Raw genomic sequence first — 25,214 nt, forward strand, 5'->3', positions numbered from 1 at the left:
ACACATTTCTCCCTTGATTATGAGTATATACTATGACGTTACGTGAATGTCAAGGGGTTTTTGAAATTTTTTTGTTATTTTAGAGAATGCAGATATACAGCCAGAAGCTCAAGAGCAGTTTCTTTCTGCTTAAAGGTACATTTTTCCAGATCAGCCATCAGCTCCGCCTGCCTTGCAGAAAGCGTGGGATTGTCTTCGGTAAGAACCGTGTCGGGAGTAATGTGCAAGGCTTCACAAATTTTCAGAACGGTCTCTATGCGCATATTTACCGTTCCGCGTTCAATGTCGGCATAGGTTCTGTCTGATAAATTTGCCGCTTCGGCTACTTCACTCTGTGTTAATCCTGCTTTTTTGCGTATGGCAAGAAGTTTGTTGCCTATAACTCTGAAATCAAAAACAAGCATTTCAGTCCTCCGTTGTTTAATAAGAAGTATTCTTCCTGTTTAATCTAATTTTAATCTGTTTATAAGAATTATACTTCCAATTTAGCTTGACAAATAGGAAGTATGGTTGTATAATTATAGGAAGAATAGTTCTTGCTAATATAAAAGTAATTTTCTATAGTAGGAGACTGATATAATTATGGTTAAAAAATTTATAAGTATATGTAGGAGGCAGTAATAATGAATAATGTTACTAAAGGTATTATTTTGATTTTGGTACTTATCTATGTTATTTCTCCATTGGATGTTGCTCCCGGTCCGATAGATGATATTATAGTGCTTCTAATGGGTCTGGGTTCACAAAAAGTATTTTCTAACAGGGAATGAAAGGGGTATAAAGATGAAAAGGAAAAAATATATTATATTGTTTGCATTAGTCTTGATTGGATTAACAGGCTGTGCAACTAACACAGATAATATAAATAAGTTGGAAGAATCTGATAGTATCGAGGAGTCTAAAATTATCGAAGTATCTGAAGAAGCTGATGATGAAGACTATGATGATGAAGGTTATGATGATGAAGACTATGATGATGAAGATTATGATGATGAAGACTATGATGATGAAGACTATGATGATGAAGACTATGATGATGAAGATTATGAGGAAGATACCGACAAAGGCGAAACAGATAAGTTTAGTATAAAAATCTCTTCTGACAAATATACTGCTTACATCAATAAATATATCGGAATGAATGCTGCAGCTATTGGATATACATCAATTGGCGGAGAAAGAAGGGAAAATGTTGGTGCTGCTAACATAAGTGTGGTTTATGTTACAAATGACGGAACTTATGTTGGAGTGGACGATGAAGATGAATTAAAGAATTGGAAAGTTGTTTCTCAAAGCTTTGAACCAAACACAGAGTTGCAAATGACATTTGAAAAAGATAGTGAAGGGAATGAGTATTCAAACCTGATTGAATGGCAATCTATAGACGTGATTGACCTTGGAGTAATACCAGTGAAAAGCAGCGAATCAGCTCCTTCATTGATTTCTACCAAAAGTTCGCCCGATAAATATACTTATTACATAAGAAATTATGTGGGTAAGAACTTAGCTTCTGTCGGATATGTGTCACTTGGAGGAGATTACAGGGATAGATATGGTAAAGCTAACATCAAGCTTTCAATAAATTCCGATGATGGAAGCTACATAGAGATATCAGAAATTGAAGCATTAAAAAACTATGTTATTACCGAACAGAATATTGAACCCAATACTGAAATGACTTGTACATTTTCTAAAGATAGTGATGGAAATGAGTATGGTTTTGTCGATTATCAATCTATCAAAGAAATTTCCTTAACTGTTCATTCAATTACTGACTAAATGATTATTTAGAAGATACAAATCCCGTATCCGCCATAAAAAGCAGATACGGGATTTTTTTCAGACTCAGTATTCCACCTTTACCCCAAGCGACCCCAGCAGATCGATCGCCTCGGGAAAAGAAAACACAGCATTTTTCATTTTGCAGGAAAGGATATCCACAAGGTAGCCCGAAGCCTTTCTGAAATCGGCCTTCTGCATATCGCAGCGGAAAAATTCCGTCCTGTCAAGTTTGCAGCCTTTGAAGCTGCTTTCCGAAAGCTGACACTCGGCGAACATCGACTCGGTTATCTCATTGCCCGAAAAATCAAATTTTCTGAAATTTATCTCCGTAAACGAGTTGTATTTCAGAAAACAGTCCGTAAGAACTGCTATAGGGTCTGTAAAGGTTCCCTCGGGACGCAGTTCGCTCCAGTTTACCTCCGTAAGCCGACAGCCTATAAAGCGGCAGTCCTGCAGCTGGGAGCGGAGTGATGCCTTTGGCTTTGTGACGGTGCAGTTTTCAAATGTGCAGTCTGAAAAAATACACTCGGACAGCTCCACCTCTTCAAACTGACAATCCTTAAAGGTGCAGTCGGAAAATCTGCAGTCCTCAAATTTCTCATAGGTGAATGTCAGCGCTTCAAAAGTCTCGTTTTCAAAATCTTTTTCGTTCATTTCTGTTCCTTAATTTAGAAAAAGCCCCTGTATCTGTCAGCTGATGTCAGATACAGGGGCATATTTTATTTTACTTTAATTTCGTAAAACCTGCGATTACTTCATCTCAGCGATAGCAGCCTGAGCAGCAGCAAGTCTTGCGATAGGCACACGGAAGGGTGAGCAGGATACATAATCGAGACCGATCTTGTGGCAGAACTCAACAGATGTGGGATCGCCGCCGTGCTCGCCGCAGATACCGATGTGGAGCTTGGGATTAACGGGCTTGCCAAGCTTGATAGCCATTTCCATCAGCTTGCCTACACCTGTCTGATCGAGCTTAGCGAAAGGATCGTTCTCGAAGATCTTGGTGTCGTAGTAAGCGTTCAGGAACTTGCCTGCGTCGTCTCTGGAGAAGCCGAAGGTCATCTGAGTCAGGTCGTTTGTACCGAAGCAGAAGAAGTCAGCTTCCTTAGCGATATCGTCAGCAGTAAGAGCTGCACGAGGAATCTCAATCATTGTACCAACCTCGTACTTGAGATCGGAGCCTGTTGCAGCGATGATCTCGTCAGCAGTCTTAACAACAACGTCCTTAACGAACTTGAGCTCCTTTACCTCGCCAACGAGGGGGATCATAATTTCGGGAACGATTGTCCAGTCGGGGTGCTTAGCCTTAACGTTGATAGCAGCCTTGATGATAGCCTGAGTCTGCATCTTAGCGATCTCGGGATATGTTACAGCAAGACGGCAGCCTCTGTGACCCATCATAGGATTGAATTCGTGGAGACCTGCGATGATAGCCTTGATATCCTCAACGGACTTGCCCTGAGCCTTAGCGAGAGCCTCGATGTCAGCTTCCTCTGTGGGAACGAATTCGTGGAGAGGAGGATCGAGGAATCTGATTGTAACAGGGTTGCCCTCAAGAGCTTCATAAAGCTTCTCGAAGTCGCTCTGCTGCATAGGCTCGATCTTAGCAAGAGCAGCCTCTCTTGCTTCAACTGTGTCAGCGCAGATCATCTCTCTGAATGCTGCGATTCTGTCAGCCTCAAAGAACATGTGCTCAGTACGGCAGAGACCGATACCCTCGGCACCAAGCTCTCTTGCCTTCTTAGCGTCAGCGGGAGTATCGGCATTGGTTCTTACCTTGAGCTTTCTGTACTTGTCAGCCCAAGCCATAACTCTGCCGAACTCGCCTGCGATAGTAGCGTCAACGGTGGGAATGATCTCGCCGTAGATGTTACCTGTTGTACCGTCAATGGAGATGTAGTCACCCTCGTGGAATACCTTTCCGCCGAGCTCGAACTTCTTGTTCTCTTCGTCCATCTTGATATCGCCGCAGCCGGATACGCAGCAGGTACCCATACCACGTGCAACAACGGCAGCGTGAGATGTCATACCGCCACGAACTGTAAGGATACCCTGGGAAGCCTTCATACCTGTGATATCCTCGGGAGATGTCTCGAGACGAACGAGGATCACCTTTTCGCCCTTAGCATTCCAAGCCTCAGCGTCATCAGCAGTAAATACTACCTTGCCGCAGGCAGCTCCGGGAGAAGCACCGAGACCCTTGCCGAGAGGAGTAGCAGCCTTCAGAGCCTTAGCGTCGAACTGGGGGTGGAGAAGTGTGTCAAGGTTTCTGGGGTCGATCATTGCAACAGCTTCCTGCTCGGTCTTGTGGCCCTCGTCAACGAGATCACAAGCGATCTTCAGAGCAGCCTGTGCAGTTCTCTTACCGTTACGGCACTGGAGCATATAGAGCTTCTTGTTCTCAACGGTGAACTCCATATCCTGCATATCGTGATAGTGGTTCTCGAGAGTCTCGCAAACCTTGATGAACTCAGCATAAGCCTCGGGGAACTTTTCCTCCATCTGAGCGATGGGCATAGGAGTACGAACGCCTGCAACAACGTCCTCGCCCTGTGCGTTTGTAAGGAACTCACCCATGAGCTTCTTCTCACCTGTAGCGGGGTCTCTTGTGAAGGCAACGCCTGTACCGGAATTGTCGTTAAGGTTACCGAATACCATAGGCATTACGTTAACTGCAGTACCCCAGGAATAAGGGATATCGTTGTCACGGCGGTATACGTTTGCACGGGGGTTATCCCAGGAGCGGAATACAGCCTCGATAGCGAGCTTCAGCTGCTCAACGGGATCGGAGGGGAAGTCTGTGCCCAGCTGCTTCTTGTACTCTGCCTTGAACTGCTCAGCGAGAGTCTTGAGATCGGCAGCGGTAAGCTCAACGTCGTACTTAACGCCCTTTTCTTCCTTCATCTTGTCGATGAGCTGCTCAAAATACTTCTTGCCGACTTCCATAACAACGTCGGAGAACATCTGGATAAATCTTCTGTAGGAGTCGTAAACAAATCTCTCGAACTCGGGAGTGGGGTTGCCTGCGATCATAGCAGCAACAACTTCGTCGTTAAGACCGAGGTTCAGGATAGTGTCCATCATACCGGGCATAGAAGCTCTTGCGCCGGAACGAACGGAAACGAGGAGAGGATTGTTAAGATCGCCGAACTTCTTGCCGTTAAGCTCTTCCATCTTCTTAACGCCTTCCATAGCCTGAGCCATGATCTCGTCGTTGATCTTTCTGCCGTCTTCGTAATACTGTGTACAAGCCTCTGTAGTAATTGTAAAGCCCTGAGGAACGGGAAGACCGATGCTTGTCATCTCAGCAAGGTTTGCACCCTTACCGCCGAGAAGATTGCGCATGGTCATATCGCCTTCGCTGAACATATAGACCCATTTTTTTGCCATTGGATATTACCTCCGTTAATTTTGATTTTTCCTCACGCAGCAGTAATGTCCGCCCTTCCCTAAAAAGGCGCAGCATTATTATACGTGACCGTAAATATATTATAACAGAAATCTATTAAATTTTCTACTGTACAATAGAAGAAAAAATGAGGGCTGTTTTTGGCTATTTTGACCAAATTGAAAAACTTTGCGGAAATCGGGGAGCAATATGTGTAAAATATGCTTGAAAAATTCATTTTGATGTGGCATAATAGATGATAGATATTTAAGAGGTCAGAGGAAAGGAAAATATACATACAGTATTATTTAAAAACTGATATACATTTCGTAAATTACAGAACATAATACAAAATATAATAAATAGGAGAATTTATACTATGAGTAAAAAAACCTGCGCTATAATTTTAGCGGGCGGACAGGGCAAGCGAATGAAGTCCGACCTGCCGAAGCCTATGTTCAAGGTGCTGGATATGCCTATGCTCGACTGGGTAACAAGAGCCTGCGAGGAGGCGGGTGTGACGGATATCTGCGTTGTGACGGGCTTTAATAATGAGGTCATCGAACAGCACCTTGATGGCAGATACCACACCGTTTTTCAGCCTGAGAGAATGGGTACGGGACACGCCGTGATGATGGCTCTGGAATGGCTTTCCGAGCGTAAAGACAGCGATGTTCTCATCTTGAACGGCGACGCTCCCTTTATCGACAGGGACACCATTTTGGGCGCTCACGCTCTCCACGCCGAAAAGGGCAATGCTGTCACCGTTATAACTTCCGAAATTGAAAACCCCACAGGCTACGGCAGGATCCTCCGCACGCCCGACGGCATCAGCGGCATTGTGGAGGAAAAGGACGCCACCGTGGAGCAGAAGAAAATCCGTGAGATAAATTCCGGGGCATACTGGTTCGATACCGAGAAGCTTATCTATGCTCTCGGGGAGATAAAGCCCAATAATTCTCAGGGCGAATATTACCTCACAGACTCTGTATACGTTCTCATAAGCGCAGGTTTTCGTGCAGATGCATATATTTCTTCAAATTCCGACACAGTTTTAGGTGCAAATGACAGAAAAGGTCTTTTGTTATTGAATAATACGGCAAGATTTGCTATAATAGATAGGTTGATGGATGACGGAGTGGAATTTACCTGCACCGACGGCGTTACCATCGGCAGAGATGTAAAGGTCGGCAGGGGCACCGCTATCCTTCAGGGAGTTATCCTCAGAGGAAACACCGTTATCGGCGAAAACTGCGTTATAGGTCCTGACTGCATTATCGAAAACTGCCGGGTCGGAAGCGGTACTGTGCTCAACTCCGTTCAGGCTTTCGACAGCGTTATCGAAGATAATGTTAAGATAGGCCCCTTCGTTCAGATACGCCCCGGCAGCAGGATATGCACAGGGGTCAAGATCGGCGACTTCGTTGAGGTCAAAAATTCCGTTATCGGCAAAAATACAGCCGTTGCACATCTTACCTATGTGGGCGACAGCGATGTGGGCAGCGGAGTTAACTTCGGCTGCGGTGTTGTTACCGTGAATTACGACGGTGAGAACAAATTCCGCACCACTATCGGCGACGACGCATTTATCGGCTGCAATACAAATCTTGTGGCTCCCGTTAAGATAGGAAACGGCGCATATACGGGGGCAGGCTCCACAATTACCAAGGACGTTCCCGACGGAGCATTGGCCGTAGAACGGGGACAGGAGAAGATAATCGAGGGCCATGGCGCAAGAAAGCTCAAAGGCAGGATAGAAAAAAATCACAAGAGCTGATTTTCGACTGCCAAATAATATGTCCATTTTTTAGGAAATTTAAATATACTAAAGGAGAAGAACCAATGAATATTCACGGCAAGGATATCAAAATTTTTACCGCAAACTCCAATCCCAAGGTTGCCGAGGAGATCGCAAGGGAGCTTGGCAAGCCCCTGGGTCAGTCTGAGGTGGTAACATTTTCAGACGGCGAGATCAGCGTTTCCATCAAGGAGAGCGTAAGAGGCTCGGACGTTTTCGTTGTGCAGTCCACAAGCACACCCGTTAACGACAATATGATGGAGCTTCTCATTATGATCGACGCATTCAAGAGAGCTTCTGCAGGCCGTATCACCGCCGTTATCCCTTATATGGGCTATGCACGTCAGGACAGAAAGGCTAAGGCAAGAGATCCCATTTCCGCAAAGCTGGTTGCCGACCTGCTCACCGTTGCAGGCGCCGACAGGATCCTTTCAATGGACCTTCACTGCGCTCAGATACAGGGCTTCTTCAATATCCCCGTAGATCACCTTCTCGGTGTGCCTATCCTTGTTCCCTACTTTGTTGAGAAGTTCAAGGATATCAGAGACAACACCGTTGTCGTATCTCCCGACCTTGGCTCCGTAACAAGAGCTAGAAACTTTGCCGCTAAGTTTGACGCTCCTCTTGCTATCGTTGACAAGCGCCGTCAGAAGGCAAACGTATGCGAGGTAATGAACATCATCGGTGATGTTAAGGACAAGGACGTTATCCTGGTTGACGATATGATCGACACCGCAGGCACACTCTGCAACGCCGCTAAGGCAATTATGGAAAAGGGCGGAGCAAAGTCCGTTACCGCTTGTGCAACTCACGGCGTTCTTTCGGGTCCCGCTATCCAGCGTATTCAGGACAGCGTTATCAAGGAGGTTGTTCTTCTCGATACTATCGCTCTCCCCGAGGAGAAGAAGATCGACAAGATCACCGTTCTTCCCGTTGCTCCCGTATTCGCTCAGGCTATCCAGAGAATTTACGAGGACAGCCCTATCTCTCCTCTTTTCAACAACTGATCGCTGAATAATTTCGGCGTATCTCCATACATCTTACGGGGCTGGTGCACATTCGGCAGCAGCCCCGATTTTTGGGATATATCCATATGTGCTGAATGAATATATTTTGGAGCTGAATTTGTGCATTTATACGAAAGTGATATTATTATGCAACTTTTGTTCTGCTTGACGTTAACAAAATGGGACTAATGTGCTATAATACAACTGGGCTTCCGCATTAGGGTACTGCCGATTAAGAAGTATTTATCGGTACCGAGCCACAAGCTTTACCATCCTCAATGAATAAACCAACGAGGCGGCAAAGGGGCTCCCCTTGTCGGCAAGCCCTATAAGTGTTAAGGAGCTGCTTCTTTGAAAAAGAAAGTGACCATAGCTGCCGGTTTCCTTCTTGCGGCAGCCGCAGTTTTTCTCTGCATTTTCGGCAGAGTCCTTTATTACAGGCACTATCCCCACGACAGGATAACGGGGGATATAACCGTAATGCTTAACGGGCAGGCTGTCACCCTTGACGAAAGTGACTTTTCTTATTTCGGAAAAGGCGGATTTTCCGCTTATGATAACGGCGGTTCTGCACGTGTGTCTGTAGAGGGCGGAGAATACGGGCTGTATTCCTTTGATATTCACATTCCCGGTTTTGCGAAAACGGTTACAGCAGATATTATGATGTACAATTGGTGGAACGTTACGGATTTTAAGCTTGATATCGCTGTGGACGAGGCTTTGAAAACCGCTGAATACAAATATTTCTACACATACATTGCCGAGGACGGAAAAAAGCTGCCCGAAAGCGGCACGGACGTACAGAATATTGATACGGACGAATTAAGGGTAAGGCTGGGCGGCTGATAAGTGTAATTTAAGGAGAGTTTTTATATGAGCATTTTCGATATTTTCAATCAGATAAATAAAAACAAGGCACCCGAGCCTGCGGGAGCGGTGGAATTTATCATAGCAGGGCTGGGAAACCCCGGGGCGCAGTATGAAAATACCCGTCACAACGCAGGCTTTATGACGGTGGACACCCTTGCCGCAAAGCACAGTTTTGAAATAAAAAGGCTGAAATTCAAATCCCTTACCGCTGACACCGTGATATCGGGAAAGCGGTGCCTTGTGATGAAGCCCTCCACCTTTATGAACAACAGCGGCGAAGCCATTGTGGAGGCGATGAATTTTTACAAAATTCCTATCGAAAACGTGATAATATGTTATGACGATATAAGTCTGGAGCCGGGCAAGATACGCATACGCCGCAAAGGCTCTGACGGCGGTCACAACGGCATAAAATCCATTATCTACCTTACAGGCTCTCAGGATTTTCCCCGCATTAAAATTGGCGTGGGACAGAAGCCGTCAAAGGACTATGACCTGGCAAACTGGGTGCTGGGAAATTTCCCCTCGGAGGATATCCCGAAGCTCCACGAGGCAACAGACAACGCCTGCGCCGCAATTGAGCACATCGTGAGCGGCAATATTGACAAGGCTATGAATCTTTACAACAGTTGAAACGGATATGATCGATATGAAGAAGAATGTTTTATTTTCCGCAGGAGTGGCGGTATCGTCTCTTGCGCTTTTACTCGTTGTGTGCATTTTCTCAGCGGAGGTGCTTTTGTCGGGAAACGCTCTTACATCAAACGGAGCGGCGCTTATTTTATCATCTGCCGCATTTGTCATTGCCGACATTATTTCCGCCGTTTTCTGCCTTTCGGGGAGAATGAAGGACGACAAATCGGTGGTCTATTCCATAACAAGGCTTTTTATTATCGTTTATGCTCTGAATATGAGGGATAAGTCCGCCTTGTTCCTTGTTATCGCAGGGCTTAATGTCATAATGTACGCATTATCCTTATTTAAGGAGTTCAGAAAATTTGCCGCAAGAAACAGCGGCTCAGAGGTATCGTAATGAATAACAGTAAGTCCCTTTTCGGGAAAATAAGCCCTGTTCTCGCAGAGCAGGGCGATATCAGGGATATCTGCGAGACTCTTGCAAGGGGATATTCACCCTTAGCGGTATCGGGACTTTCCTCCGTTCACAAATCACAGCTTGCAATGCTCATAAGCGACGCTCTTTACGGCGAAAGATCCGTCCCCCTGCTTCTTATCGCAGACGATGAGGCAGGCGCAAAGAAAATATGCGACGACATAAATGAGCTTTACGGCGAAACCCTTGCTTATGTATACCCTGCAAAGGACATCACCCTTGCAAGGGTGGACAGCGTTTCAAGGGAATATGAGCACAGGCGGCTGGGAGTGCTTACCCGCATACTTGACGGCTCCTGCAGGATAGTCTGCGCTTCGGCGGAGGCGGTAATGCAGAAGACCATTCCCCCCAAGGCGCTTTCGGACAACACCATAGTTTTGTCAAGGGACAATCCCGTTGACCTGCCTGCTCTTACACAAAGGCTTGTGAGGGCGGGCTACACACGCTGCGACAAGGTGGAAAGCCCTTCTCAGTTTTCGGTGCGTGGCTCTATTGCGGACATTTACCCCGTTCAGGAAAAGGCTCCCGTAAGAATGGAGCTGTGGGACGACGAGATAGACGCATTTGCCTACTTTGACCCGGAAACTCAGCGCCGCACCGACAGTATTGACAGCTTAATTATTCCCCCTGCCTCGGAGGTGCTTTTCGACAGCCCCGAGGAGCTTGCGGCACGTATAAATAAGCTTGCTTCTTCCGTTAAGGGCAAGAGAGCCGAGGCTGTACTGGCAAATCTCGCAAAGGACGCTGACGCAGCTTTAAACGGTCTTACCCTTGCAAATATTGACAAGTATATCACAATTGCATACGAAAAGCCTGCTCTTATTTTTGATTTCCTGAAAAAGGAAAGCTGTGTGCTGTTCAGCGAATATCACAGCTGCTGCGAAAGGGCAAAGGGCGTTATTTCCCAGCACGGTGAGGACATCAAGATACTTCTTGAAGAGGGGGAGCTTTGCCGAGGCCTTGAGGGCTATATAGAGGGCTTTGAGGTCATTTCTCAGAAGGCGCAGGATTTTCCCTGCGTGCTTATGGACTCATTTCTCAGGACAAATGACCTGCGGTGCAAGAAGCTGTTGTCCCTTACGGCTTATCAGACTGCGCCCTGGGGCGGTGAGATACGTCAGCTTACGGAAGACCTGCGCTCTCTCATCAGCCGCAACTACTCGGTGGTAGTTCTGGCAGGTTCGGAAAAGACCCTGCCTATCATTGCGGACGACCTGAGAGAAGAGGGCATTCCCTGCGACATTATGAACGCCGACAGCGTTCTTACAAAAGGACGGGCACTCCTTACCACAGGCTGTCTTTCCTCGGGCTATGATTATCCCGATATAAAGACTGCCCTTATCACTCAGGCGAGGGCTATGACCTCAAAACGCAAGCTCCGCAAAAAGAAAAAGGGCGAGGAAATTAAGTCCCTTGCGGACATCACTCCCGGAGACCTTGTTGTCCACGCACTTCACGGAATAGGCAGATTTGAGGGTATCAGAAAGCTTGAGCTTGAGGGAATTACCAAGGATTACATTACCATAAAATATGCGGGTACGGACGTGCTTTACGTTCCCGTTACCCAGATGGACCTTATTTCAAGATATATCGGTCCCCGTGACGATACGGGTGTGAAGCTCAATAAGCTTTCCTCAAATGAGTGGCAGAAGACCCGTTCAAAGGTCAAGAAGGCTGTCAAGGATATGGCGGACGAGCTTATCGCTCTTTATGCAAAGCGTGCTCAGACAAAGGGATATGCATTTTCCGAGGACAACGACTGGCAGCAGGATTTCGAGGCGAGATTTGATTACACCGAGACGGACGACCAGCTTCGCTGTATCGAGGAGATAAAGCAGGATATGATGAAGCCCGTTCCAATGGACAGACTTCTCTGCGGAGACGTGGGCTTCGGAAAGACAGAGGTGGCGTTCCGTGCGGCATTCAAATGTATGCTTGACGGAAAGCAATGCGCAATTCTCGTCCCCACAACGGTACTTGCGTGGCAGCATTTCCAGAGTGCTGTAAAGCGTTTTGAGCATTTTCCCTTCAAGATAGAGCTGCTTTCAAGATTTCGCACAAAAAAGGAGCAGGAAGAGGTACTGAAACAGCTTAAAGCAGGCACCGTTGATATGGTCATAGGCACTCACAGAATTGTTCAGAAAGACGTTGTTTTCAAGGACCTTGGACTTGCCATAATCGACGAGGAACAGCGCTTCGGCGTGGCTCACAAGGAGCGGTTCAAGGAAGCTTTTGCGGGTGTGGACGTGCTTATGCTTTCGGCTACTCCTATTCCGAGAACTCTCAATATGGCTATGAGCGGTATCCGGGATATGAGCGTTATCGAGGAGCCGCCTGTGGACAGATATCCCGTTCAGACCTATGTTATCGAGCATAATATGGGCGTTATCGTTCAGGCGATAACAAAGGAGCTGAGACGTGGGGGACAGGTCTACTATATCCACAACCGTGTGGAGACCATTGAGGGAACTGCCGCTAAGCTCTCGGAGCTTATCCCCGACGCACGGATCGCTGTGGCTCACGGTCAGCTTTCCGAGGAGCGGCTTTCGGACATCTGGACGGAGCTTGTGGAGCACGAGATAGATATACTTGTCTGCACCACCATTATCGAAACGGGCGTTGACGTGCCCAATGTAAACACCCTTATCATCGAGGACGCAGACCATTTGGGTCTGTCCCAGCTTTATCAGCTCAGAGGAAGAGTGGGACGCTCGAACCGCCGTGCCTTTGCGTATTTTACCTTCAGACGGGGCAAGGTGCTTACGGAGGTGGCTTCAAAAAGGCTCGACGCCATCAGAGAATTTACCCAGTTCGGCAGCGGCTTCAGGGTGGCTATGCGTGACCTTGAGATACGTGGAGCAGGCTCAATTTTAGGCGGCAGGCAGCACGGTCATATGGAGGCGGTGGGATATGATATGTATCTCCAGCTTTTAAACGAAGCCATTGCCGAGGAGACGGGACAGCCTGTGCCCAGAGCGCCCGAGGAATGTCTCATTGACTTACAAATTGAGGCGCACATTCCCGATGATTATATCGAGAGCCTGTCGGGCAGACTTGACGCATACCGCAAGATAGCGGCTGTTTCCACCAAGGCGGAAAGCCTTGACCTCCTTGACGAATTCATAGACCGCTACGGAGACCCCCCAAAGGCTATCCAGGGTCTTATCACCGTGGCTCTTACCAGAAATCTGGCAGGAAAAGCGGGCATAAAGGAGATAACTCAGCGCAAGGACGTGCTTATGATATACGTAAGCTCCGCCACTATGGAGCAGATACAGGCGCTGGTTGCCGAGTTCAAGGGCAGAGTGTCGGTGAACGGCTCCTCAGAAAAGCCTTATATCGCAATAAAGCTCACTCCTGCCGACAAGCCCGTTGATGTAATGCAGCGTGCGGTAGAGATAATGGCAGGAGAATGATACTGCTTTTGTATAAAATGCGGTTGACATTAGACGATATTAGTCACTTTTTTAGCATAATGCACAATGAAAAAGAGGCTGTTTTTGAGCCTGTGGCAAAATATTATTAAATTTCAAATAAATAATTCACATTGACATATTGACATATCAGCCATAATAGTTGTATAATTATTCTAATGAATTATGCATTTTTTTCCGATTTCTGCGGATATTCTAAAAAATCTGTTCCCGAAACGGGGGAAAGGGGTGGAGCCTATGCGTAAGAGCAGCGGACAGAGCCTTAGTGAAAAAATAATTTTTGCTCTCACTTATACCCTCACCGACGTTGTTGCCATATGCCTTGTTATAAATGTTATAAAAAATAATCCCGACAGCGCTTCTGCGGCAATTTCCGCAGTCTGCTACGTTCTTGCGGCGGCTCTGTTTGTGGGCGCTGTTGCACTTGTTCAAAGCAGCCGGGCAAGCAAATTCAAGGAGCTGAAAAACTTCGAGAGGACCATTGAGCAGCTTAATTCTATGGTCGTTCTCTGGGATACATCTTTCAGCTATGTAAGAGCAAACAGCGCCTTTATCCGTACCACGGGCTATTCCGAGGAAGAGCTTCTCGATCCCGAGATAATGAAAAAGGTGCTCCCTCCCGACGCATTTTCGGAAAATCTCCAGGGCATCATCAACAGCCGTGACGAGGAATTCCTCATTCAGACAAAGAACGGTTCGTCTGTTTGTACAGTATGGAACACATCTATCGTTTCATCAATATCAAAGCGTGGTATCGGCGGAAAAGAGGACACCAGCGTTCTTATGTCCATAGGTCCCAACCTTACCGAGACAAACAAGATGAAGCAGGAGGTCATTGCCGCTTCAAGAAAGCTCCGTGAGTCCGAAAAGCGGTATGCTCTTTCGATGGACCTTTCCGAGATCGGTCTTATCCTCAAGGAGCAGGGCAGCAGCCGCTATTATGTTTCCGATCAGCTCTGCGAAATGCTGGGCATAGTTTCCGAGGGCGGATATGTCTCAGGTGACACCATAAGAGAGGTATTCCACCCCAAGGACAGAGTGGTTTTCGACACCTTTGCCTCCGGAATGAAAAATGCTTCCGAGGGACTTTCCCACGACGAGATACATTCGGTGGATTTCCGTGCAATGGCTGCCGACGGCGATTATCATTGGTTCAATTTCCGTTATCAGTCACCCGATTCGGGCAATCTGGACGTGGGCGGAGCCATTATGGACATCACCGCCGAAAAGGAAAAGGATCTTGTCATCGAGCGTATGGCGTATATCGACGAAGTTACCCAGATATATAACAGAAACAAGTTTATGATGATGGGCAACGAGATACTTGAATGTACAAGAGCCGACCAGAGTGTGAACTACTGGGTCATCGTTCTCGATATCGACAGTTTCCACATAATAAACGACACCTGCGGCTATACAAACGGAAACCATCTTCTGAAGGAGATAGCTGCGGTGCTGCTTTCAAACCTCACCGAGGGCGGTTTTACCGCAAGGATAGGCGGCGACAATTTTGCTCTGCTGGTAAAAGCCACCGGCGACGAGGAGCTGCCCATACGTCTTATCAAGCATATCCAGCTTGACCTGGCAAATATAAACGGTATGGGTCTTGAAACACAGAACATCACCTGCTCCGCAGGCTACTGCCTTATGAGCGACGGCGGAATGGGCGACTTTGCACAGGTGCTTGACCGTGCGGAATTTGCCCTCAGCCTTTCCGACGGCACAAGAAGCTCCATTCTCCGCTTCGATAATCACGCCCACGACGCCATTATTGCAGGCAATGCCCTTGAAAAAGACCTTGGCAGGGCTATCGAAAACAACGAGCTTGTGCTTTATTATCAGCCTAAGATCAATCTTGAGGACGGCTCTGTAATGGGTATGGAGGCTCTTATCCGCTGGATAAAGCCCGACGGCACCGTAGTTCCTCCCAGCGATTTTATCCCCGTTGCGGAAAATTCTATGCTCATTACTCAGATAAGCCGCTTTGTCCTCTTTGAAGCCTGCCGTCAGAACAAGCAGTGGCAGGATATGGGACTTGCTCCCGTTACCGTTTCCATCAACCTTTCGGCTATCGACTTCTATCAGACCAACGTTACCGAAACTATCCGCACCGCACTTAACGAAACGGGTCTTGCTCCCCAGTATCTTGATGTGGAGCTTACCGAGAGCCTTGCCCTCAAGGACATTGACCACGCCGTTATGCAGATGCAGGAGATAAAAGACCTTGGCGTTAAGCTCTCTATGGACGATTTCGGAACGGGATATTCTTCACTCAGCTATATCCAGATACTGCCCATAACTCTTCTGAAGCTCGACCGCTCCTTCATTATGTATCTTGAGGAGGACGAGATATCAAGGGAGATAGTTTCCGCAGTTATCCGTATCGCAAAGTCCAAGAAGATAGAAACTATTGCAGAAGGTATCGAGACTGTGGGACAGGGCGAGATACTCAAGCAGTCGGGCTGCGATTATGCCCAGGGCTATTTCTTCGGAAAGCCGATGCCTGCTGACAGGTTTGAGGAATTTCTGCGTGCAAGACAGTCCAAGCCTGTAACAGTTTAATAAATTACCTCGAAGAAAGGATGATCAAACAAATGGCTAAAAAAAGAATAGGTATCCTTACAAGCGGAGGCGACTGCCCCGGTCTTAACGCTACCATAAGAGGCATTGCAAAGGCGTGCTATGAGAAAATGGGCGTTGACAACGTGCAGATAGTCGGAATTCAGAACGGCTATTACGGTCTCATAAACAACATTGCCCGTGAAATGGAGCCTTCCGAGTTTTCGGGAATACTCACCCAGGGCGGAACAATTCTGGGAACGAAGCGTCAGCCTTTTAAGATGATCTCCAGTATCGGCGAGGACAACATCGACAAGGTCAAGCTTATGAAGGACACCTACAAGAAGCAGAAGCTTGACTGCCTGCTCACTCTCGGCGGCAACGGCACTCATAAGACCGCAAACCTTCTCAGCGAGGAAGGACTTAACATTATTGGACTTCCCAAGACTATTGACAACGATATTTACGGAACCGACGTTACCTTCGGTTTCCATACCGCTGTTGATATCGGCACCGACGTTATCGACAGACTCCATACCACCGCCGCTTCTCACAGCCGTATCCTTATGGTGGAGATAATGGGCAACAAGGCAGGCTGGCTCACCCTTTATTCGGGCGTTGCAGGCGGAGCGGACGCAATAATCATTCCCGAGATACCTTACGATATCGACAAGATCTGTCAGGCAATGCAGAAGCGTGCGGACAACGGTCACAGATTTTCCATTGTTGCCGTTGCCGAGGGCGCATTCAGCAAGGAAGAGGCAAAGCTCAAGAAAAAGGAGCGTGCAAAGGCTCGTCTTGAGGCAGGAATTACCACCGCCACAAACTCCATTGCCTCACAGATACAGAAGGCTACGGGCATTGAGACAAGAGTCTGCGTTCCCGGACATATGCTGAGAGGCGGCAGTCCCTCTGCATACGACAGAATACTTGCCACAAGATTTGGCGTAAGAGCAGCTCAGCTTATCGACCAGGGCAAGTACGGCGTTTCCGTTGCGATGATAAACGCAAAGATAGGCGAAAATCCCCTCAGCGAGGTGGCAGGCAAGACTAAGTTCGTTGACCCCGAGGGCAACTATGTCACTACTGCAAAGGATCTTGGCATTTCTTTCGGAGACTAAGCATAAACCTAAAATTATCATATCCGTTCCCGTCAGGTTTTGTCGGGGACGGATTTTTTGCCTCTCTACGGAGCGTTTATTTATTTTTCAGGAGTTATGTGTTATTATCATATCATCAGATCGAAAGGAGACGATGAAATGATATTTACACCTTCGGATATGGCTTCATATCCCCGCAGAGAGGTATTTATGTACTTCTCAAAAATGGCGCCTACGGGATACTCCATAACCGTAAATTTGGACGTCACAAGGCTGAGACAGAAAACCAAAGAGCAGGGAATAAAATTCTTCCCCGTCTATCTGTGGCTTGTAACGAAAAATCTGAACAGTCAGACGGAATTTAAGCTCGCGGAGTCGGAGGGACAGCTGGGATATTACGATACTCTCACTCCGCTCTACGCCCATTTTCACGACGATGACAAGACATTTTCACTGATGTGGACGGAATATTCCGATGATTTTATGGATTTTTACGGCAGATATCTTGAAAACCAAAGACTTTACGGAGACCGTCACGGCGTTCTGGGCAGACCGGGGCTTCCGCCCCCAAATGCATATACCGTTTCCTGTATACCCTGGGTGAAGTTTGAGCATTTTGCGGTCCACAGCTATGAAAACAAGCCCTATTATTTTCCCTCTGTGGAGGCGGGAAAGATCTTTCCCGAGGGGGAAAAGGAGCTTTTGCCCCTGTCCCTTACCTGCCACCACGCAGCTGTTGACGGATATCATATCAGCAGATTTCTTGAGGAACTGCAAAAGGATATTGACAGCTTCGAGGTCTGATTTTAAAGCCTGTTTTCCCCCTGCAAATTTTACCTCATCTGCTTGACATTATGAAAATTATATGATATAATTTTCTTTGGAGTGAAAGATATAAGGGCGTCAGACTGCCCTTAAATAATGACAGGAGGATCAAGCAATGAAACTGAAAAAACGTTATATTGTAGCCTGTGTGCTTCTCTGCATTGCGGCAGTAGCGCTGTGCGTGGGAGTGTTCAACATTGAGATGGGTCTTGCCCGTTATTCAAAGCTCAATAAGGTAACAAACGAGACTTGGTATGCCACATCGGCAAGCGACCTTGAGACCCGTCAGAGCACCGACTTCTTTATCACCGAAGTGCTGAAGGGCGAGGAAGCTGAAAACGCCAAGAATGACGCTCCCTTCGGATATATCGGAAAGCAGAGCTTTGCCAACGGCAAATATACCGCTTTCGGTATGGAAAAATATGCAGGCCCTATTACCCTTAACGGCAAAAACCCCAACACAGGCGAGGATTACAAGCTCGGCGACAAGATATCCGTTTACTACAAGCCCGATAATCCAAAGCTTATTTACGTAACAACGGATTATACGATCTATCTTGTTCTTCTTATCGTAATGCTGGTCATTACTGTTGCCCTTATCTTTGTATGCCGTATCGTTAACAAGAATATGAAGGATAACACCTTCAGCGAGGCTGCGGTAACGATAATGGATATACCTATGGCGGTTCTTGTGGCAGGATTTATTCTCTCCTTCTTTGCGGGAATGCTCATCGGAAATATCCAGGTTGACGCTACATACACCGTTATCAACGACACCATTGTTCAGGGACTTGAAGCAGGCGAGATCACATTCTGATCTGCTGTAAAGATCAAATATAAGCTCTAAAGGGTACACGTAAAAGTACGGGTACCCTTTTTCATTAAATTATCAAAGGAATTGATCATAAAAAATGGTGAGAGAGATAAAAAAAGGCGAAGAACTCTTTTCGGAAAAGGCATTGCCTGCGGAAAGAAGCGACATAAAGACCGCAAGAGACCTGCTTGACACTCTTAAAGCAAATTCCGAAATATGCGTGGGTATGGCTGCCAATATGATAGGCGTAAACAAGCGCATTGCAGCAATATCCGCAGGAAAAAGCTCATTTGTGATGATAAACCCTGTTATAACAGCACATTCCGCAGAAACCTATGAAGCGGAGGAAGGCTGTCTTTCCCTTGACGGAAAGCGAAAGACAGAAAGATATGAATGGATATGCGCCGAGTATTACGATATCAAATTCAAAAAGCAGAAGCAGAAATTTTCGGGATTTACCGCTCAGATAATCCAGCACGAAATGGATCATTTTGAGGGAAAGATCATTTAGGAGCTTTCATAAAATGGAAAACGGACTGAAGATCATAGCAAGGATAGAAAACGACTTTACCGGAAAATTCGGCGTTCCACGTCAGAGCGGACTTGCGGATATAACCTCAAAAATAGTATTTGAACCCGAATACCGTGTTCCCGAAGCTTTCAGAGGGCTTGAGGGCTTTACCCATATATGGCTTTTGTGGCAGTTTTCCGAGGCGGTGCGGGATAAATGGTCTCCCACCGTCCGTCCTCCGAGACTGGGAGGCAATACAAGAATGGGAGTGTTTGCTACCCGTTCCCCCTTCCGCCCCAATTCCATAGGGCTGTCATCGGTAAGACTTGACATGATAGAGCTGCAAACACCGCAGGGCCCCGTGCTTTACGTTTCCGGAGCGGATCTTATGAACGGCACTCCCATAATCGACATAAAGCCCTATCTTGCCTATACCGATTCCCACCCGGAAGCGTCGGGGGGCTTTGCTCTCACAGAGCGTGAAGGACGTCTTAGGGTGGAAATACCCGAAAACATTGCACAGCGTATTCCCGAAGATAAGCTGTCGGGGCTTACAGAGGTGCTTTCCCAGGACCCCCGTCCTCAGTATCAGTCCTCTCCGGACAGGGTATATACAATGAGCTTCGGCGGCTTTGAGGTTTCTTTTAAGACCGATGATCCGGTGCTTACCGTTACGGATATACAAAAAAGCTGAAAGACTTTCGTGTAAATGCAATAGGATATAATTTATTTTTGTGCATAGCGTACAGATTTACTGTAAAGCGGTTGCCAAAAGCTGTATAATATGGTATGATTATAATATAGAAAAATAGAATGGCAGTATTTTACCGGCAGAAGCGTCCTGCCTCTTGCCTCTAAAGATCTTGCCACTAATAGGGAAGGACTGATAATAAAAATGGCAGTACAAAATAACGTTAATCCTCCCGTAGACGGAGATGTTATCATAACCGTTCCGCCTAATTACTCGGCGGCATATATGTCTATCTACCCGCCCCAGAACGGCGGCAGAGATATCACCTTTGAAATAGTGATGTCAGCCCTCAGCGCAAAGGGTGTAAAGCATAATATCAATGAAGAACTTATCCGCAGCCTTATCGAAAACAAGGATTTCGATAAGGAAATAAAGGCGGCAGAAGCCGATATGCCCGTTGACGGCAAAAACGGCACCATTACATACAATTACGACAAGGAGCAGATAATCGCCCCCCAGGAGGACGAGAACGGCTTTGTTGACTACAAGAACTTAGGACTTATAAGAAATATTCATACAAACGATGTCATTGCCGTGATAACTCCCCCCGAAGCCGGAACAGACGGCAAGGACGTCCGTGGAGTTGTGATGAAAGCGGCTCCCGGCAAGCCTGCCCCTTACACTTTAGGCAAGGGCACCAAGCTTTCCGAGGACGGGCTTACCATTGTTGCGGCTATTGACGGTCACGTCTGCTACCGTGACAAGGCATTCTGCGTGGAGCCTATGGTCACAATAAACGGCGATGTGGACGCTTCCGTGGGAAATATCGACTTCCTGGGAGATGTTGTCATCAAGGGCGAGGTCCTTGAAGGATTTGCCGTCACCGCAGGCAAGAATATCACGATCGGCGGCAATGCCACAGGCGCAAAGATAAAGGCAGGCGGCTCGATAACCATAAAAAAGGGAGCAATAAACTCCAAGCTTATCGCCCACGGCAACATTTCCTGCCAGTTCTGCGAATATTCGGACATCTCCACCGACAGCGACCTTAACATTCAGAACTTTGTTATCTGCACCGTTTACTGCGGCGGCAATCTTACATCAAAGAGCATAAACGGCGGCAAATACACCGTTCTCGGAAATACGGAGGTCACATATCTGGGCACCAAGAATTACGCTCCCACCGAGGTCACAGCAGGCGATAACGCAATGCTTTCCGCCGAGAAAAATGAGTGCCTTAAAAAGATATCCGAGCTTGAGTCTACCGTTGAGCGGTGCAATCAGATAGCCGAGTTCTTAAACGCCAAGCGCAAGGAGCTTAAAAAGCTGCCCGAGGATAAGGAGGAGCTTTTAGGCTCTGCCATCAAGACAAAATTTTCCAGTCAGAACGAGATAAAGCAGATACGCAAGCGTATCGTCAGCATTGAGGAAAGCCTCAGCGAGATACAGCATTGCTTTGTTTCCGTAAAGGGTATGGCATATCCGGGTTCAAAGGTGGTCATCAATGAAGCCGTTAAGAAATTCGATGTGGAGACACCGAGAGTAAAAATATTCCTCGACGATAACGGCGAGCTTGTAACAGGTACAGTATGACATAAAAAGATCTCTCTCCGATTTATCGGGGAGAGATTTTCAGATTGAAAGGAAAGCAATATGTCTGACAAATCAAAGCACAGGCTCAGAACACTTTTTAAGATATTCATAATTCTTGTGATAATATGCATTGTAATGATCTGCGCCGCTATGGGAGTAAGCAAGTATGTTAAGCGCTCTGTCTCGGACAGAATGCTGTCCCCCGAAGCTGCGGCGGAGCTTCGTGATATTGACTGCATAATCGTTCTCGGCTGTCGGGTAAACGGTGATACGCCAAGTCCGATGCTCAGCGACAGGCTTACCGGAGGCGTGGAGCTTTATGATATGGGCGCCGCACCCAAGCTTCTTATGTCGGGAGACCACGGCAGGACAAATTATGACGAGGTAAACGCAATGAAGCAGTTTGCCATTGACAGGGGAGTGCCTTCCGAGGACGTTTTTATGGATCACGCAGGCTTTTCCACCTACGAGACTATGTACCGTGCCAAGGAGGTCTTTGCCGCAAAGCGTGTGCTTATCGTCACCCAGAGCTATCACCTTTACAGATCGGTGTATATCGCCGAAAAGCTGGGACTGGAAGCCTATGGCGTGTCCTCAGACTTACAGACCTATGTAAGGCAGGATTATTACGATTTTCGTGAAATGCTTGCAAGGGACAAGGATTTTGTAAAGGTGATTTTCAAGCCCAAGCCTACATATTTAGGAGAGGTCATTCCCATAAGCGGAAGCGGCGACCTTACCAATGACAAGGAGTTTACCTGATGGATAAATTTATGCACTCAAGCTATGACCCCAAAGACGTGACAGTACTTTTAAAGGACATTACGGGAATGGTGGAACCATTGCCTGCCGAAAAACGTGAACCTCTTATACAAAGCGGCGTTCACTACTGCGAAATGCTCCCCCTTGAATATGACCCTTCTCCCGATTATATCCGTGAATATGAGAATGCGTTGAAGCGATTTTCGGGGATAACCGCAAGGTGCATTGCAGAGGTCTCCGAATGGATAATAAGAGACAAAAAAGCTCCCGTACTCGTCTCCCTTGCAAGGGCAGGACTTCCCGCAGGAATAATGATAAAGCATTATCTTGAGAAAAAGTACGGCATAGATATCCCCCACTACGCTGTTTCCATTATCAGAGGACGGGGAATTGACAAAAACGCAATGAACTACATTCTCGAAAGACACCGTTCCGAAAGCCTGCAGTTTGTGGACGGCTGGACGGGCAAGGGAGCTATACAAAATCAGGTAAATGAAGCAATGAAGGATTATGAGGGCGTTGACCCCAGAATAGCGGTCATTTCCGACCCCGCCTGCATAACCCCCTTCTGCGGCACCCACGAGGACTTCCTTATAGCAAGTTCCTGCCTTAATTCGGTAGTCTCGGGACTTATGAGCAGAACATTTCTCAGAAGCGACATTATCGGGGAGAATGATTTTCACGGTGCGGCATATTACAAGGAGCTTGAGCCATTTGACCGCTCATACGAATACATAAACGCCGTTGAAGCCTGTATGGAATACGGTGATATCGCCCTTGACGATAAGCCCTTTGAATACGGCTCGGGGCGCTCTGAGACCGCAGAGGTGGCGAGGGCATTCGGGATAGCGGACATCAACCTTGTAAAGCCGGGAATAGGCGAGACTACAAGAGTTCTCCTGCGGCGTGTGCCATATATGGTGCTTATCGCAGAGGACGCACCCTGCGAATATGTGGCGCATATTATCGAGCTTGCCCGTGAAAAGGGCGTGCCCGTAAAGAAATATCCCCTTAAATGCTATCGTGCCTGCGGAATAATCAAGAATATGCCTGCGGATACGTAATACTTGGAGGTAAAAATGCTGTTTTTGTCCGACCTTGACCGAACGCTTATTTTTTCATACAAACGCCTGACCGATGATAACATCTGCGTGGAGGAAAAGGAGGGCAAAAAGCTGTCCTTTATGACCCCATTATCCGCAAAGCTTCTGTGTGAAATTTCCGAAAAAGTCACATTTATCCCCGTTACCACCCGTTCGATCGAGCAGTTTGAGCGGATAAAATTCCCCTCGGGAATGCCACGTTTTGCAGTCTGTGACAACGGGGGAAATCTCCTTGTAAACGGCGTTCCCGACCCTTTGTGGCGAAAGTGTGCAGAGGAGCATATCCTGCCTGCAATGGCTGAAATGGAGCGTATAAAAAGCTTTTGGGAGAGCCTTGATGAGGTGTATTTTGAAGTCCGCCTTGTGGACGGCACATTCATATTCACCAAAAGTCATACCCCGCTTGAAACGCTCCGCTTGACTGCCGAAAAGCTTTGCCCCGAAAAGGTCGGCCTGTTTGACAACGGGGATAAGATATACGCCGTACCCAAAGGGATAAACAAGGGAGCGGCTTTAAACCTGCTGAGGGAGCGCTTTGGTGAAGAAATTATCGCCGCAGGAGACAGCCTGTTTGACATAGAAATGCTCCGAAATGCGGATATCGCCATCATAAAGCAGGGGGAGCTGACCGGAGAAAGGCTGAACAATATTCAGTACTCCGAAGAGGGCGACGACCCCGATCATACCTTGCTTACAGTCAGAAAAATACTTGAGGAAAGAGGGATATTATGTTAAAAAAGATCATAGCACTTCTCTTGGCAATAGGTACAGCCGCATCTTCCGCCGCCTGCACACCCGAAAAAGGCAATACCGAAATCACCTCCGTCTCTCAAAGTGCCGAGCTGACTCTGTCAAACCCCAAAGCAAGCAAGGAAGCCAAAGCCCTGTACAAATACATCTGCGATACCTACGGAAAGGGCATAATCTCGGGACAGCAGGAGTCCACCTGGATGGGCAGCGACCAGTATGAGTTTGATTATATCTATGAAAATACGGGCAAATACCCTGCAATACGTGGACTTGACTATATGAACGACGACTTTGACGGCGTTAACAGGCGTGCGGAGGACTGGCACAACAGGGGCGGCATTGTCACCATCTGCTGGCACTGCGGCTCAGATTTCAGCCATAGCTGGGACGAATGTATGAAAACGGAAATATCCGACTGGGACAAGGCGCTCACCGAGGGAACTGACGAATACAAAAAGCTTATCGCAGGAATGGACAAGGGAGCAAAGGCTCTGAAAGAGCTTCGTGACAAGGGTATACCCGTTCTGTGGAGACCCTTCCACGAGCTTGACGGCGGCTGGTTCTGGTGGAGCAAGGGCGGAGCGGAAAATTTCAAAAAGCTGTGGAAGATAATGTACGACAGATACACAAACTACTGGAAGCTTGACAATCTCATCTGGGTATTCGGCTATTCGAGCAACGGCAGAGGATATGATAAGTGGTACCCCGGAGACGAGTATGTGGACATAGTGGGTGCAGACTCTTACAAAGACGGGGCAAACAATAACCTCTACAAAAAGGTAACGGACATTGTGGGAAATGATGTTCCTGTCTGCTTCCACGAATGCGGACGGATACCCACCGTATCACAGCTTAAAAAGAATAATACAAAATGGGTGTGGTTTATGACCTGGCATACGGAATACATCACCGACAAGAACAATGTTGATGACCTTAAAGCCATCTACAACGATGACTATGTCATAACCCTTGACGAGCTTCCGAAGCTATATAAGTAAAATGCAAACAGTCTCTCTCCGCCACAGTCGGGGAGAGACTGTTCTAAAAAGCAAATCACTTTACCGATTTAAAGCTTTCATGTGCTTATGCAAAGAAGTTACAGAGATATCACATAAT

At 47.2% G+C, this 25,214-nt stretch carries 22 protein-coding genes; 19 read left to right on the plus strand and 3 right to left on the minus strand.

Going from position 1 to position 25,214, the window contains the following annotated elements:
* Positions 1 to 74: 74 nt before the first annotated feature.
* Positions 75 to 404: a helix-turn-helix domain-containing protein gene (locus tag ACR0QN_RS00400; RefSeq protein WP_432649210.1), complete on the minus strand. Its 330-nt coding sequence runs from the start codon at positions 402 to 404 to the stop codon at positions 75 to 77.
* A 219-nt stretch (positions 405 to 623) separates the two neighbouring features.
* Here ACR0QN_RS00400 and ACR0QN_RS00405 point away from each other — a divergent pair, with 219 nt between their 5' ends.
* Together ACR0QN_RS00405 and ACR0QN_RS00410 are read left to right on the plus strand one after the other, a co-directional pair.
* A complete protein-coding gene (locus ACR0QN_RS00405; RefSeq protein ID WP_432649211.1) occupies positions 624 to 770 on the plus strand; it encodes a hypothetical protein in 147 nt (48 codons plus the stop codon).
* A 13-nt stretch (positions 771 to 783) separates the two neighbouring features.
* Positions 784 to 1,779 (plus strand): hypothetical protein, encoded by a 996-nt coding sequence (locus ACR0QN_RS00410; RefSeq protein ID WP_432649212.1) that lies wholly within the window; start codon positions 784 to 786, stop codon positions 1,777 to 1,779.
* Positions 1,780 to 1,845: 66 nt separating this feature from the next.
* Here ACR0QN_RS00410 and ACR0QN_RS00415 read toward each other — a convergent pair whose 3' ends face one another.
* Both ACR0QN_RS00415 and ppdK read right to left on the minus strand, forming a co-directional pair.
* The gene (locus ACR0QN_RS00415; protein WP_432649213.1) at positions 1,846 to 2,436 is read right to left on the minus strand and encodes a pentapeptide repeat-containing protein; all 591 of its coding nucleotides are present in this window, start codon (positions 2,434 to 2,436) and stop codon (positions 1,846 to 1,848) included.
* A 96-nt stretch (positions 2,437 to 2,532) separates the two neighbouring features.
* Positions 2,533 to 5,172, minus strand: coding sequence for a pyruvate, phosphate dikinase (ppdK, locus tag ACR0QN_RS00420; RefSeq protein WP_432649214.1), 2,640 nt, complete (start codon positions 5,170 to 5,172; stop codon positions 2,533 to 2,535).
* 377 nt (positions 5,173 to 5,549) lie between these two features.
* Here ppdK and glmU point away from each other — a divergent pair, with 377 nt between their 5' ends.
* The 17 genes from glmU (at position 5,550) to ACR0QN_RS00505 (ending at position 25,096) form a co-directional block, all read left to right on the plus strand.
* Positions 5,550 to 6,947, plus strand: coding sequence for a bifunctional UDP-N-acetylglucosamine diphosphorylase/glucosamine-1-phosphate N-acetyltransferase GlmU (gene glmU, locus ACR0QN_RS00425; protein ID WP_432649215.1), 1,398 nt, complete (start codon positions 5,550 to 5,552; stop codon positions 6,945 to 6,947).
* A gap of 65 nt (positions 6,948 to 7,012) precedes the next feature.
* Positions 7,013 to 7,975: a ribose-phosphate diphosphokinase gene (locus tag ACR0QN_RS00430; protein WP_432649216.1), complete on the plus strand. Its 963-nt coding sequence runs from the start codon at positions 7,013 to 7,015 to the stop codon at positions 7,973 to 7,975.
* A 351-nt stretch (positions 7,976 to 8,326) separates the two neighbouring features.
* Complete coding sequence (locus tag ACR0QN_RS00435; RefSeq protein ID WP_432649217.1) at positions 8,327 to 8,821, plus strand: hypothetical protein; 495 nt, start codon at positions 8,327 to 8,329, stop codon at positions 8,819 to 8,821.
* A 27-nt stretch (positions 8,822 to 8,848) separates the two neighbouring features.
* Positions 8,849 to 9,478, plus strand: coding sequence for an aminoacyl-tRNA hydrolase (gene pth / locus ACR0QN_RS00440; protein WP_432649218.1), 630 nt, complete (start codon positions 8,849 to 8,851; stop codon positions 9,476 to 9,478).
* 7 nt (positions 9,479 to 9,485) lie between these two features.
* Positions 9,486 to 9,878, plus strand: coding sequence for a hypothetical protein (locus ACR0QN_RS00445; protein WP_432649219.1), 393 nt, complete (start codon positions 9,486 to 9,488; stop codon positions 9,876 to 9,878).
* Positions 9,878 to 13,372 (plus strand): transcription-repair coupling factor, encoded by a 3,495-nt coding sequence (gene mfd, locus ACR0QN_RS00450; RefSeq protein WP_432649220.1) that lies wholly within the window; start codon positions 9,878 to 9,880, stop codon positions 13,370 to 13,372. The genes ACR0QN_RS00445 and mfd overlap by 1 nt, the downstream gene beginning before the upstream one ends.
* A gap of 255 nt (positions 13,373 to 13,627) precedes the next feature.
* Positions 13,628 to 15,952, plus strand: coding sequence for an EAL domain-containing protein (locus ACR0QN_RS00455; protein ID WP_432649221.1), 2,325 nt, complete (start codon positions 13,628 to 13,630; stop codon positions 15,950 to 15,952).
* Between the two features lie 32 nt (positions 15,953 to 15,984).
* The gene (locus ACR0QN_RS00460) at positions 15,985 to 17,070 is read left to right on the plus strand and encodes a 6-phosphofructokinase (protein ID WP_432649222.1); all 1,086 of its coding nucleotides are present in this window, start codon (positions 15,985 to 15,987) and stop codon (positions 17,068 to 17,070) included.
* A gap of 138 nt (positions 17,071 to 17,208) precedes the next feature.
* Entirely contained in the window at positions 17,209 to 17,853 is a 645-nt protein-coding gene (locus ACR0QN_RS00465) for a CatA-like O-acetyltransferase (protein WP_432649223.1), read from the plus strand.
* A gap of 136 nt (positions 17,854 to 17,989) precedes the next feature.
* Positions 17,990 to 18,691 (plus strand): hypothetical protein, encoded by a 702-nt coding sequence (locus tag ACR0QN_RS00470; RefSeq protein WP_432649224.1) that lies wholly within the window; start codon positions 17,990 to 17,992, stop codon positions 18,689 to 18,691.
* 94 nt (positions 18,692 to 18,785) lie between these two features.
* On the plus strand, positions 18,786 to 19,199 hold the full coding sequence (locus tag ACR0QN_RS00475) for a peptide deformylase (protein WP_432649225.1): 414 nt from the start codon (positions 18,786 to 18,788) through the stop codon (positions 19,197 to 19,199).
* Positions 19,200 to 19,212: 13 nt separating this feature from the next.
* Positions 19,213 to 19,893 carry a tRNA (N6-threonylcarbamoyladenosine(37)-N6)-methyltransferase TrmO gene (tsaA, locus tag ACR0QN_RS00480; protein WP_432649226.1) on the plus strand — a complete coding sequence of 227 codons (681 nt, stop codon included), beginning with the start codon at positions 19,213 to 19,215 and terminating at the stop codon, positions 19,891 to 19,893.
* Positions 19,894 to 20,094: 201 nt separating this feature from the next.
* Positions 20,095 to 21,483, plus strand: a complete 1,389-nt coding sequence (locus ACR0QN_RS00485) for a FapA family protein (protein WP_432649227.1) — start codon at positions 20,095 to 20,097, stop codon at positions 21,481 to 21,483.
* Positions 21,484 to 21,543: 60 nt separating this feature from the next.
* On the plus strand, positions 21,544 to 22,245 hold the full coding sequence (locus ACR0QN_RS00490; protein WP_432649228.1) for a SanA/YdcF family protein: 702 nt from the start codon (positions 21,544 to 21,546) through the stop codon (positions 22,243 to 22,245).
* The gene (locus ACR0QN_RS00495) at positions 22,245 to 23,309 is read left to right on the plus strand and encodes a cysteine protease StiP family protein (RefSeq protein WP_432649229.1); all 1,065 of its coding nucleotides are present in this window, start codon (positions 22,245 to 22,247) and stop codon (positions 23,307 to 23,309) included. The genes ACR0QN_RS00490 and ACR0QN_RS00495 overlap by 1 nt, the downstream gene beginning before the upstream one ends.
* A 15-nt stretch (positions 23,310 to 23,324) precedes the next feature.
* A complete protein-coding gene (locus ACR0QN_RS00500) occupies positions 23,325 to 24,083 on the plus strand; it encodes an HAD family hydrolase (RefSeq protein ID WP_432649230.1) in 759 nt (252 codons plus the stop codon).
* The gene (locus tag ACR0QN_RS00505; RefSeq protein ID WP_432649231.1) at positions 24,077 to 25,096 is read left to right on the plus strand and encodes a glycosyl hydrolase; all 1,020 of its coding nucleotides are present in this window, start codon (positions 24,077 to 24,079) and stop codon (positions 25,094 to 25,096) included. The genes ACR0QN_RS00500 and ACR0QN_RS00505 overlap by 7 nt, the downstream gene beginning before the upstream one ends.
* The last annotated feature ends 118 nt before the right edge of the window (positions 25,097 to 25,214 follow it).

The sequence above is a fragment of the Huintestinicola sp. genome, from assembly GCF_050874005.1.
Classification (GTDB): Bacteria; Bacillota; Clostridia; order Oscillospirales; family Ruminococcaceae; genus Huintestinicola.

Excerpts from the sequence above, each read along its gene's own strand:
- ACR0QN_RS00470 (WP_432649224.1), top strand. The coding sequence starts at position 17,990 with ATGAAACTGAAAAAACGTTATATTGTAGCCTGTGTGCTTCTCTGCATT.
- ppdK (WP_432649214.1), bottom strand. The coding sequence starts at position 5,172 with ATGGCAAAAAAATGGGTCTATATGTTCAGCGAAGGCGATATGACCATG.
- ACR0QN_RS00465 (WP_432649223.1), top strand. The coding sequence starts at position 17,209 with ATGATATTTACACCTTCGGATATGGCTTCATATCCCCGCAGAGAGGTA.
- ACR0QN_RS00400 (WP_432649210.1), bottom strand. The coding sequence starts at position 404 with ATGCTTGTTTTTGATTTCAGAGTTATAGGCAACAAACTTCTTGCCATA.
- pth (WP_432649218.1), top strand. The coding sequence starts at position 8,849 with ATGAGCATTTTCGATATTTTCAATCAGATAAATAAAAACAAGGCACCC.
- glmU (WP_432649215.1), top strand. The coding sequence starts at position 5,550 with ATGAGTAAAAAAACCTGCGCTATAATTTTAGCGGGCGGACAGGGCAAG.
- ACR0QN_RS00445 (WP_432649219.1), top strand. The coding sequence starts at position 9,486 with ATGATCGATATGAAGAAGAATGTTTTATTTTCCGCAGGAGTGGCGGTA.
- ACR0QN_RS00490 (WP_432649228.1), top strand. The coding sequence starts at position 21,544 with ATGTCTGACAAATCAAAGCACAGGCTCAGAACACTTTTTAAGATATTC.
- mfd (WP_432649220.1), top strand. The coding sequence starts at position 9,878 with ATGAATAACAGTAAGTCCCTTTTCGGGAAAATAAGCCCTGTTCTCGCA.
- ACR0QN_RS00405 (WP_432649211.1), top strand. The coding sequence starts at position 624 with ATGAATAATGTTACTAAAGGTATTATTTTGATTTTGGTACTTATCTAT.
- tsaA (WP_432649226.1), top strand. The coding sequence starts at position 19,213 with ATGGAAAACGGACTGAAGATCATAGCAAGGATAGAAAACGACTTTACC.
- ACR0QN_RS00500 (WP_432649230.1), top strand. The coding sequence starts at position 23,325 with ATGCTGTTTTTGTCCGACCTTGACCGAACGCTTATTTTTTCATACAAA.
- ACR0QN_RS00410 (WP_432649212.1), top strand. The coding sequence starts at position 784 with ATGAAAAGGAAAAAATATATTATATTGTTTGCATTAGTCTTGATTGGA.
- ACR0QN_RS00495 (WP_432649229.1), top strand. The coding sequence starts at position 22,245 with ATGGATAAATTTATGCACTCAAGCTATGACCCCAAAGACGTGACAGTA.
- ACR0QN_RS00455 (WP_432649221.1), top strand. The coding sequence starts at position 13,628 with ATGCGTAAGAGCAGCGGACAGAGCCTTAGTGAAAAAATAATTTTTGCT.
- ACR0QN_RS00415 (WP_432649213.1), bottom strand. The coding sequence starts at position 2,436 with ATGAACGAAAAAGATTTTGAAAACGAGACTTTTGAAGCGCTGACATTC.
- ACR0QN_RS00460 (WP_432649222.1), top strand. The coding sequence starts at position 15,985 with ATGGCTAAAAAAAGAATAGGTATCCTTACAAGCGGAGGCGACTGCCCC.
- ACR0QN_RS00475 (WP_432649225.1), top strand. The coding sequence starts at position 18,786 with ATGGTGAGAGAGATAAAAAAAGGCGAAGAACTCTTTTCGGAAAAGGCA.
- ACR0QN_RS00485 (WP_432649227.1), top strand. The coding sequence starts at position 20,095 with ATGGCAGTACAAAATAACGTTAATCCTCCCGTAGACGGAGATGTTATC.
- ACR0QN_RS00505 (WP_432649231.1), top strand. The coding sequence starts at position 24,077 with ATGTTAAAAAAGATCATAGCACTTCTCTTGGCAATAGGTACAGCCGCA.
- ACR0QN_RS00430 (WP_432649216.1), top strand. The coding sequence starts at position 7,013 with ATGAATATTCACGGCAAGGATATCAAAATTTTTACCGCAAACTCCAAT.